Genomic DNA, 10590 nt, shown 5'->3' with positions numbered 1-10590 from the left:
ACAGTGAAGGAAATGTATAATCAGCAATATGAACAGGCTGTACAGATGGGGATGGCGTTGCCATTACTGACAAATTTGGGAGTAATCGCTGAGGAACCTATTCAGTTTGGTGAAATTCAAGCTGAGGACGGGTATATGACATCACCTATTATGTATGCACCATTCTTTTCAATGGGAGCAAGCTCTTATAATGGAAGGCTTACATTTACGATCGGTTATCATGCGCCGGATACATCAAAAGAAAAGGTAGAAAAATTTTTAGATAGTGTTGCTAATCAACTATCAGAAATAAAATAAAAGAGAATATAGAGAACAGATTTCTAATAGAATTGTATTTTTGGGGCTCGTATCATGTACGGATAATCTCTGGAAATTTTCTCTGACCGCACTTGCCTTTATGCTTTATATGCAATGGGAATGGTAGGGAGAAACAATTTGTATCGTGAAAAAACAAGATATAACGGTATGAAAACAATAAAGCAGAGCTGATTTAAATTACACTTTGAATCAGCTCTGTTTTACTAGTTTGATGGCCCTTACAACAAAAAAGGAGGCTGTATCCGGTTAGGGTAAAGCGGATTTTTAATTTTTTTGAAAATAAAGTTGACATTCACAACTACTTAGTCATACAATGTAGTTGTAATAAGTAATACTGAATAGTGTGGCTTTACTCAAAAGCTATTCAGTAAAAAATTCGCCTTAGTACTCTGTGATACTGAATATAAGTCAGACAGAATAGGGGGTAAAGGAGGATCAGGACATGGAAAATTTAACTGAAATGCTAAAAGGTTCACTGGAAGGGTGTGTACTGGAAATTATCAGTCGCCGTGAAACGTATGGCTATGAGATTACCCGCCATCTGAATGATCTTGGGTTTACCGAAGTTGTGGAAGGTACGGTGTATACCATCCTTGTACGATTAGAGAAGAAAAAGCTTGTGAATATTGAAAAGAAACCATCAGATATGGGACCGCCTCGTAAGTTTTATTCATTAAATGAAGAGGGCCGCCAAGAGCTTGAATTGTTTTGGAAAAAATGGGATTTTGTATCGTCAAAAATTAACGTCTTGAAGTCAAAATAGGTTCATAAGATAAAATGTTCCGGCCGATACTTTGGGAATTTCTTGTTCGGTTTTATAAAAAAGGAGGAAAATAAGATGTTAGAAATGTTTAAAAAGTTAATTGGTGATAAAAAAGAGTACAAAATGATGATGGCACGAGTTGAGGCTCTGCCAGAGGACTACCAATTTGTATTTAAGAAAATTCAAAACTACATGTGGAATTTCTCAGCGGGTAACGGGATGGATATGTTACACATACAGTATGAATTAATCGATTTGTTTGAAGCTGGTGCAGCAGAAGGAAGACAAGTGCTTGACATTACTGGGGATGACGTGGCTTCCTTTGCTGACGAACTAGTGGCAAATGCTAAAACTTACGTCTCCAAGTATCGTGAAGATTTGAATGAAAGTATTATGAAGAAATTGAGAAAAAAATAAATGGAATAAGTAATACCGACTGATTAGCTGGTTACACATATGAATTGCCACCATAGCTATTCAGTTATATTTTTAGCTTGGTACTAAGTGATACAGAATATCAGTGGTACTAAATAGATAGAGGTAAATAAATTATCTCCGCAAAACATTTTTATAGGGAGGAAAAAAGTATGAGTAATGCAGCGATTTCTATAAAAGGCTTGAAAAAATCCTTTAAAGACAAGGAAGTTTTAAAAGGGGTAGATTTTGAGGTGCAGCGTGGAGAAATTTTCGCGCTGCTAGGCTCAAATGGAGCGGGAAAGACGACAACGGTTAACATCCTTTCGACGCTAATGAAGCAAGATAGCGGTGAAGTAAGTATTTGCGGATTTGATGTACAGCGTCAACCAGACCATGTTCGTCAAAGTATCAGTTTGACAGGGCAGTTCGCAGCTTTAGACGGTATGCTGACAGGGAGGGAAAACTTGATAATGATCGCCAAATTACGTGGTGTTTCCAATCCCGCTCAAGTTGCTGACAATCTACTTGCAAGATTTAGCCTGACTGATGCGGCAAACCAAAGGGCAGATCAGTATTCAGGCGGGATGAAGCGCCGGCTTGATATCGCGATGAGTTTGATTGGGGCGCCAGCAGTTATTTTTCTTGACGAACCAACGACTGGACTTGATCCTGAAGCGCGAATCGAAGTGTGGGATACAGTCAAGGAACTTGCTGATAGTGGTACAACTATTTTGCTTACGACTCAGTACTTGGAGGAAGCAGAACAACTGGCTGATCGTATCGCAATTTTGCATGGCGGAAAAATTATTACGACAGGTACTCTTACTGAACTGAAAGAGATGTTCCCACCGGCAAAAGTGGAGTATATCGAGAAGCAGCCTACATTGGAAGAAATATTCCTTGCGATCATTGGCAAAAAGGAGGAGATGTAAATGAAAAGCAAAACAGGGGTATTACTTGGGCGCTTAATGCGCAATATTATGCGTAGTCCAGATACAATTATTACGGTAGCGATTACACCGATTATGATGATGCTATTGTTTGTATACGTATTTGGTGGGGCTATACAGACAGGAACAGATAACTACGTCAATTATTTATTGCCGGGAATTTTGCTAATGGCTATCGCATCCGGTGTAGCTTACACTTCCGTGCGACTCTTTACGGATGTAAAGAGTGGGCTGATGGCACGTTTCATTACGATGCCTATTAAGCGCTCATCGATATTGTGGGCTCACGTTCTAACCTCTCTTGTTGCTAATGTACTTACTATCGTGGTGGTTATTCTTGTTGCACTCTTAATGGGTTTCCGTTCCAGTGCTAATATTCTAGATTGGCTCGCGGTAGCTGGGATACTTGGGATGTTTACGCTGGCGCTAACATGGCTAGCTATCATTCCAGGATTGAAAGCGAGGTCTATGGAAGGGGCGACTGCTTACTCGTACCCGCTAGTTTTTCTTCCATTTATTAGTTCGGCCTTTGTGCCTACCGAAACGATGCCAAAAATTGTTCGTGCGTTTGCAGAGAATCAGCCTGTAACTTCAATCGTGAATGCGATTCGTGCTCTTTTATATGAAGGAACTGTTGGAAACGATATTTGGATTGCGCTCGCTTGGTGCGTCGGAATTATGGTTATTGCTTACTTCTTTGCTAGTAAAGCATTTAAACGTCAGCTAGGGTAAGTGAATGAAATCATCCGGAATAATATATTTTTTTGAAAAAGCACGGGAAGATTTTCCGTGCTTTAATAATTCATTCATACTTCGCTTAATTGTAGTAGTTTTAAAGTAAATAGGAGAATAATAAATTGAATACACATGCCTGTATGGTATGTTAACACTTAACTAAAATGACTTGTTAATAAACAGAATATTCCGTGTAAATATAGAGGTTATCGTAGTGATGTGTTATATTTATACTTATAAGGTATATAATGTATAAATTAATCGTTTAGGGGATGAAAAAGGGAGAGGTTCAAATGAAATGGTATTTATATACTCTCAAAAACTATGCGAAATTTAGTGGGAGAGCTACGAGAAAAGAGTACTGGATTTTTACTTTATTTAATAAGGTTACGTTTTGGTCATTAATATATTTGGCCTCTTATTCTTCGTCTGCCTTTTACTTAAGAGCCAATATTACCGTGCTATATATAACAATTTTTATCGTTCCTACTCTGGCAGTGGAAGCTCGTCGATTACATGATAGTGGAAAAACAGGATGGTGGCAGCTATTAAATTTGGTGCCATTTGGAGGAGCGGTTCTACTTGTGTTTTGTATCATTGAAAGTGATGAAGGTGAGAATAAGTATGGACCAAATCCACATTCAAATCTTAAACAAGCAATTTAATGTGTTTATAGAAAACTCTAATATAAAAGGTATGAACTAAAAGTTAGTTCATACCTTTTTTGTTGTATTATTCATAGAAGCCTCGTTCAGTAGTGAGCGCTTAAACTCAATATTTTGAGGTTTAACTGATCACTGCTTATGGGGAATATAAACATAATCGCTCTTGTAAATCTTTTAATATTTCTTCAGGCATTTCCCTAATTGTAATATCCTTCCCTAGAAAAAGCAGCCAATTTATTATTTCCGTCACTTCATCGGGATTGTTAACATTGATAAAAGTTTTTAAAATGGCTGTGGATTGGTAAGGATTAGTATAAGATATTGAAATTTTTAAAGGATGGTATTTTTTGAACTGGGCAATTGCTGTCGGACCAAGTTCAAGTACAAGGTTAATTGCTTCAGCCATCTTACTTAGTTTTTCTAAAATCTTTTTCTTATTGAGCCTTTTATTCGTCGTGTATGGTTCGATATTGATGAGATCATCGACAGGAAACATTAACTTCTTTTCTTCTTTTAAGTCAAATCCTTCAATAATCCAATGGCTTTTTTCTTGATAAAGGTGTAATAGATAAATTGGATAAGACTTAATTTCTTCATCTTTTTTAATGGTAATCAATAAATGGTTATCCAAAAGAAGGATTTGAATGAGTTTTTCTAACATAGGATGGGGGAGATCAGAAAGCTCAAGTAGATCGGGATTATGAGGATTAGTTCCTTGGAACAGCAAGAGTTGATTTAAAAGAACAAGGTCATCCTGCTGGGTTTCTGAGATGAGTCCTAGTAGTTTTTCGGCTAAAGATTGACGACTCTTTAGGTAGGGAAGTTGTTGATTCCTCGTAGCCATAAAGGCAATAAAAAGAGCTTTCACTTCATTATCAGTAAAGCGAACAACGGGCAGGATAGAATTATGCATAACAAAATATCCACCCGTTCTCCCAACTTCAGCGACAAGTGGCATTCCCATAGCTTCAATTTCTCTAATGTCTCTAATAGCTGTCGATCGTGATATGTTAAATTCTCGTATGATTTCAGAAATTGTAAAGTGAGAGCGGTTGTTAATATATCGCATAATTGTATTGATCCGTTCAACTTTTTTCATTTTGGTCTCCTAAACAGTATCATTTTTTGACATGGTTTAAAGATATTATAAACGTATCAGATGAAAAGATAAATCGTTTGATTAATAAAAAAAGAGGCAGGTTTTGTATATGAAAAATTATACTATAGAAGAAAAAGATAGCTTTATTGTGTTAGGTATTGGAACTGAAATTAAGAGTGAGTACACAGACTTTGCTGGAATAAATAAAGAAAAGGAAGACTTTTGGTCGGCTGTTAAAGAAGATGGAAGGCTGGACACTTTAAAAGCTTTAGCGACAAATGAATACATTTTTTCTGTGAGCGAAGCGGTGAATAACAAAATGATGTATTATGCGGGTGTCATGACAGAAGCACAAATAGAAGAAGAATCTAGAGTGATTCAGTTTCCGAGGGGAGAATACTTAGTAGTAAAAGGGGAAGACAAAACAGCTGAAGAGTTAAGTAATAAGTTGACTGGCATCGCCTTCGGTCAAGCTTTACCAGATGCAAATGAGTTTGCTTATGTTGGTGGACCAAATACGACGGTTGAGATGGGGAAAAGAAACGGCTTAGTGTTTGGTGAAATGTGGATTCCAGTTGTAAGGAAGTAAAGTGATAAAAGATACGAATATGGGAAGTAGAGGCTAACAATCTTGGATTGTTGGCCTTTTTAACATGAATATAATATTCATGTGCTGCTACACAGTATGTTCTGATAAAATGGAATGAAAGGGAATTAATGTAAGGTGGTGGTGGGGTGAATAAAAAAAGGCTATTTGAGCTATTCATAGTAACGTTTGTTTTTCTATTCCTTCATGTAAGTACATTTACAAATGAGAAGTTTAACGATAAATTGGGTGCTTTTACTTACATTGTTTTATTTCTTATGCTTACTATCAACGCTATATTTATAGAAAGGTATTTTGGTGATATACAAAAGTGGATTCGAAATATTACATGTTGCTTTGCTTTATTCGTAGTGGTTTTAGTAGCTCTATGGATAGGTTATTTTTAGTCCTTACTTAAGAGAATGAGAAATATGTGATTACACTATATTCGATCCGATAATATTACTTAGCTGCATCGGTTTATATTAATTTTTTCTCTCCCCAATCATGATAAAATGTATAATAGGAAATTTTATGTAACATAAAGGGGGAAGGTTTATGGTCAGCTTGAGTACCTTGATAGCTTTTGCAATTGTTTCGCTTAGCATGGTTTGTTCACCTGGGCCTAATATAATTTATCTCATTTCCCGTTCCATTACGCAGGGACGTATGGCGGGATTTATTTCTTTATTGAGCATCATGCTCGGATTTGTAATCTATATAATCGCAACTATGTTTGGACTTACAGTTCTATTCCTTGCGGTTCCCGCTGTATATGAAGCAGTAAAGTGGGCAGGTGCTGCTTACTTACTCTGGCTAGCTTGGAATTCGATTAAACCGGGTGCTATATCTATTATGGAACCTCGTACGATTTCTAATGAACCACCACGGAAATTATTTTTAATGGGACTCATGACTAATCTTCTGAATCTAAAGATTGCTATTTTGTATGTATCACTTTTACCTCAATTTGAAGATCCAAAGAAGGGATCGTTGCTTTTTCAAGGTGCAGTTTTGGGCCTTACGCAAATCACTGTTAGCTTTATAGTTAACCTTCTAATTGTATGTACAGCAAGTAAAATTGCGAAATGGTTTGGCACACGTCCAACGTGGCTGCGAGTGCAGCGTTGGCTTATGGCGAGCGTATTGACAGGTCTTGCAGTACGTTTAGCTTTTGAACGTCGACAGTAAGAGTATATAAAAAAATTAAAAATGCTTTTTAATGAAGAAATTAAATTTTATAGTGATGGTACAACAAGTACAGAAGCGAATCCTACCCACGTATATGGAGAAAAAGGAACATATAATGTGGAACTAACAGTGGAAGATAGTAGAGGAAAAGAAAGTAAAGAACAAACAAAAGTTACTGTAAAACAAGAACTGCAAACAGGTGGATCCCTCGAAGAGGAGAAGGACTTCCAATACGCTTGTAAAAGGGAATCTGATTACTCCTGATCAGACAGATGTTTAAACGTTTGATGTTATAGTTCTGAAAGAAGTAGTTATTTCTGTGATAAATGAACAAAATATTGGGATGACATGGGTACTTTATCATGAATTAGACATGTAAAATTACGTAGCTTGTGGTAAAGATGAAGGAAATACTATAAAGGGAAAACTCGTAGCGAAACAAGGAAAATATTATTTGAATGTGTATAAATCCGATGATAAGAATGGTGAATATTCATAAAGTATACTTAATATCAGTAATTCATATAATTAGGAGTGGTTTCTATATTTAGAGAAAATACAAAAAGGATACTTCTGTCATTAGTAACAAATCCAATACTAATAATTGTATACGGGATCTTTTGCTATGAGTTGGCCTTATACTGTAAGTACGGAAGAATGAATTATAATATTTACATTTTGTTATTATGTATAGTACTTTTTATATCCATAACTACATTTACTACAATGCGGGTGATAAAAAATAGAGAATATGAATCTAAAAAATTAACAAATTCAATAGCATGGAGATCCATTTCTATTATCATTATTGTTGCAATTACATCATTTTATGGGATGCAGATTTATAAAAGTGCAATAAATTACAATGGCAAATTGGCATGGTTTATAGAAAAGTTAAAACATGAAAGGTCAGTTAAACTTAAACATAATAATATATATAAATCTGGAGTAGAAGGTATTTTTGAAGATATAAATAAAAAATATCCTTTGCCAAAGAAATTGTATATGGCAACTGATTTTGATCTTACATTTCATTCAGATGGAACAATCACAGCGTTTGATACATTTGTTTATGGGAAAAATGTTGATGGGAAAGAAGAAACTTATTTAATCTCTTATAATAAGAAGAAATCAGAAGATATTACTATAATACGAGATGGATATGCAAAGCCTGATTATAATGATGATAAATTAGTAGAACCTTTAATTAAAACGGTTAAGGCGATCCCAGTTAAGCAAACGGTCAAAAAATGGAATGAAAGTAAGTATGGGTTGATTTATTATGGAAAAAGAAATTGGGGATCCAATACAGAGGGAATTATTAATATTACTGAGGATGGTAAGAGGCAGAGTGTTAAAGAAGCAGCTTCTGATATCATTGGATATACTGTATCTATATTTGTCCCTGGAAAAGAGAAAGAGCTAGTCCCTGCTAGATATAATTTAATAAGTGACGCAAGTTGGAGTAAATCAAAGACGCCTCCAAAAGAAGATATGCTTAAAGAGAAGGAACAACAAGATTTAAAGAATGAAAAAGAACAGTTTTTCCTATCGAAAGAAGTTGGTTATAAACTAAATATGACAGATAAAGCATTAGGGAGCGCCTTTTATTCATTAAGCAAGACTAGTGATGAAGGGAAAACATGGGAGGTTATCAATCCAGACCCATTTAATGGGGGGATTGGTAGTGTATCAGGAATCATTTTTATAAATGATAAACTTGGGTTTTTAGGAGCAATTAGGCCTTCTGGTAATGAAGGAGAGTTATATCGCACAGATGATGGGGGAGTATCTTTCAAAAAGGTAGAATATCCGCCGCATGAAGTGAAATTAGATCATACACAGTCCACAATAAGTCCTTTTGATTCTCCTAGTATGCCATATGAGAAAGATGGGGTTTTTAATATGTTAGTTGGACAAGGGGCAGATGGAGACTACAATGGCGATAGTAGTGCACTTTATCAATCAAAAGATAACGGAGAAACATGGGAATTTGTAGAAGAAGTGAAAAAGAAATAATCAGAATGTCTTTTTGAAAAATAAGGTAACTACTGAGCTATACATTTCATTTAGAAGTTTGGTAAGGAGTACAGTTCCAGTCATGAAGATAAAAATGGATCTATACCTCGCTGCCTTTCTTTGTTTTATTTCTTATGCTTACTATCAACGCTATATTTATAGAAAGGTATTTTGGTGATATACAAAAGTGGATTCGAAATATTACATGTTGCTTTGCTTTATTTGTAGTAGTTTTAGTAGCTCTACGGATAGGTTACTTTTGACTCCAAAGATTGCTATTTTGTATGTATCACTTCTACCTCAATTTGAAGATCCAGAGAAGGGGTCATTACTTTTTCAAGGTGCAGTTTTGGGCCTTACGCAAATCATTGTTAGCTTTATAGTTAACCTTGTAATTGTATGTACAGCAAGTAAAATTGCGAAATGCACACGCTCAACGGCAGCGTTGGCTTATGGCAAGTGTTTTAACGGGGCTTGCTGTACGTCTTGCTTTTGAACGTCGACAGTAAGAGCCTCTTTACCTTCAGTTTCTATAATATAACCTAATAAATATTAATATAAGTTATGTATAACAGATATTTACCTTATAAAATAAGGGGGGCATATTATGACTGAGACAAACGAATCTTCAGGAGTCAATTTGAAAAAAGATGTGAAGTTTTCTATTATAATTCCTGCACACAATGAAGAAAAGTACATTAGAAAATGTTTAGATTCAATTGCAAAGGCATCAGAGGCATATAAAGAGCAAACGGAAGTTATAGTTGTTTTAAATCGTTGCACAGATAAAACAGAGGAAATAGCAAAATCTTATAATTGTGTTACATTGAAAAATAACGATAAAAACTTATCTAAAATTCGAAATGCAGGGGCTAAAATAGCTAATGGAGAAATAATCGTCACTATAGACGCTGATACCATAATGACAGAGTCTATGTTGTCTAATGTAGATAAATATTTAGCTTCAGGTAAATACATTGGTGGTGGAGTAAATGGAAAGTTTGAAAGAATATCTTTAGGAATATTTCTCTCCGCAATGTTAATAATCACCCCCTTACTTTTTAAGTACGGAGCTATATCTGTAGGGATTTTTTGGTGCTATAGAAAAGACTTTATGGCAATCAACGGATTTAATGAAAACATGCTTATGGCAGAAGATGCAGATTTCGCTAAGCGGTTAAAAGAATGGGGAAAGAAAAATAATAAGAAATTCGGTACTATTAAAAATGGAATGATAACTTCATGCAGAAGATTTGATACATATGGAGACTGGACTTTACTTAAAAATCCAAAAGTAATTTTAGCTTATCTAAAAGGAAATGATAGAAAATACGCAGATAAGACATATTATGATAACCAAGAAAGATAAAAATGGAGAAAACCGGTAGAAAATAGTTAGTGCTTTTTTAGATATAATGAGAATCCAACTTAATTTAATAGATATTATAAGAAAACCATCAATTTGATTACCCTTTTTCAAATTGATGGTTTTTATTTTTGAAATAAATATGTATTTTTTTATGAAAATATTTTTTGACCCCCATAAAACTTTGTACTCCTCCGAATATCTATAGTGAAAAAAATAAATAGAAGAAAAATGACTATGAAAGAATATAGAAGTATTAATAAAATTACTAGATTAAGTGGCATCCAAAATGGAAGGATGAAATTACCAATTATATAGAGAAGAGTTATTCAAGGATTGCAGATAAAATAGAAAGAGAATAAGCAAAACGAACGGTAGAAAATAAGAAAGTAGATAAAAATACAAACTTAACTTTAGTGCCGAGAGAAAAGGAAAATTATTAAGAAAACGTTGGGAAAAGTTAGACTCGAAAAATATAACT

At 34.9% G+C, this 10590-nt stretch carries 12 protein-coding genes and 3 pseudogenes; 14 read left to right on the top strand and 1 reads right to left on the bottom strand.

Annotated features, from left to right (window positions below; translation table 11 throughout):
* The 6 genes from HFD78_RS13930 to HFD78_RS13905 form a co-directional block, all read left to right on the top strand.
* Positions 1–297, top strand: a 297-nt coding sequence (locus HFD78_RS13930; RefSeq protein WP_191968081.1) for a hypothetical protein, incomplete at its 5' end; no start/stop codon positions are given.
* A 463-nt stretch (positions 298–760) separates the two neighbouring features.
* Positions 761–1081: a PadR family transcriptional regulator gene (locus tag HFD78_RS13925; protein ID WP_000429488.1), complete on the top strand. Its 321-nt coding sequence runs from the start codon at positions 761–763 to the stop codon at positions 1079–1081.
* Positions 1082–1156: 75 nt separating this feature from the next.
* Entirely contained in the window at positions 1157–1498 is a 342-nt protein-coding gene (locus tag HFD78_RS13920) for a DUF1048 domain-containing protein (protein WP_000891986.1), read from the top strand.
* 170 nt (positions 1499–1668) lie between these two features.
* Positions 1669–2430: an ABC transporter ATP-binding protein gene (locus HFD78_RS13915; protein WP_065703571.1), complete on the top strand. Its 762-nt coding sequence runs from the start codon at positions 1669–1671 to the stop codon at positions 2428–2430.
* Positions 2431–3180 carry an ABC transporter permease gene (locus HFD78_RS13910; RefSeq protein ID WP_087948616.1) on the top strand — a complete coding sequence of 250 codons (750 nt, stop codon included), beginning with the start codon at positions 2431–2433 and terminating at the stop codon, positions 3178–3180. It begins immediately after the preceding gene.
* Positions 3181–3476: 296 nt separating this feature from the next.
* Positions 3477–3848 (top strand): DUF805 domain-containing protein, encoded by a 372-nt coding sequence (locus HFD78_RS13905; RefSeq protein WP_000872435.1) that lies wholly within the window; start codon positions 3477–3479, stop codon positions 3846–3848.
* A gap of 136 nt (positions 3849–3984) precedes the next feature.
* On the opposite strand, the gene HFD78_RS13900 is transcribed toward HFD78_RS13905, so the two are convergent.
* Positions 3985–4947 (bottom strand): helix-turn-helix transcriptional regulator, encoded by a 963-nt coding sequence (locus tag HFD78_RS13900; RefSeq protein WP_000755060.1) that lies wholly within the window; start codon positions 4945–4947, stop codon positions 3985–3987.
* A 109-nt stretch (positions 4948–5056) separates the two neighbouring features.
* Here HFD78_RS13900 and HFD78_RS13895 point away from each other — a divergent pair, with 109 nt between their 5' ends.
* From HFD78_RS13895 to HFD78_RS13860, 8 genes and pseudogenes are all read left to right on the top strand, one after another.
* Positions 5057–5536 (top strand): GyrI-like domain-containing protein, encoded by a 480-nt coding sequence (locus HFD78_RS13895; protein ID WP_000801038.1) that lies wholly within the window; start codon positions 5057–5059, stop codon positions 5534–5536.
* A gap of 146 nt (positions 5537–5682) precedes the next feature.
* Positions 5683–5940, top strand: coding sequence for a DUF3963 domain-containing protein (locus HFD78_RS13890; protein ID WP_001036206.1), 258 nt, complete (start codon positions 5683–5685; stop codon positions 5938–5940).
* Positions 5941–6091: 151 nt separating this feature from the next.
* Complete coding sequence (locus HFD78_RS13885) at positions 6092–6724, top strand: LysE family translocator (RefSeq protein WP_141526363.1); 633 nt, start codon at positions 6092–6094, stop codon at positions 6722–6724.
* 24 nt (positions 6725–6748) lie between these two features.
* Positions 6749–7223 (top strand): annotated as a pseudogene (locus tag HFD78_RS29950) (PKD domain-containing protein); the annotation flags it as partial.
* Positions 7224–7258: 35 nt separating this feature from the next.
* Complete coding sequence (locus HFD78_RS13875) at positions 7259–8743, top strand: WD40/YVTN/BNR-like repeat-containing protein (protein WP_023901655.1); 1485 nt, start codon at positions 7259–7261, stop codon at positions 8741–8743.
* A gap of 107 nt (positions 8744–8850) precedes the next feature.
* Positions 8851–9006, top strand: a pseudogene (locus HFD78_RS13870) (DUF3963 domain-containing protein); the annotation flags it as partial.
* A pseudogene (locus HFD78_RS29485) lies at positions 9000–9252 on the top strand (LysE family translocator); the annotation flags it as partial. The pseudogenes HFD78_RS13870 and HFD78_RS29485, both read left to right, overlap by 7 nt.
* A 98-nt stretch (positions 9253–9350) precedes the next feature.
* Positions 9351–10112, top strand: a complete 762-nt coding sequence (locus tag HFD78_RS13860; RefSeq protein ID WP_087948617.1) for a glycosyltransferase family 2 protein — start codon at positions 9351–9353, stop codon at positions 10110–10112.
* Positions 10113–10590: the final 478 nt, after the last annotated feature.

This window comes from Bacillus sp. EKM501B, assembly GCF_011800505.1.
Lineage (GTDB): Bacteria > Bacillota > Bacilli > Bacillales > Bacillaceae_G > Bacillus_A > Bacillus_A cereus.
The sequence above is the reverse complement of the archived record's forward strand: the minus strand, read 5'-3'. Positions and strand labels throughout refer to the sequence as shown.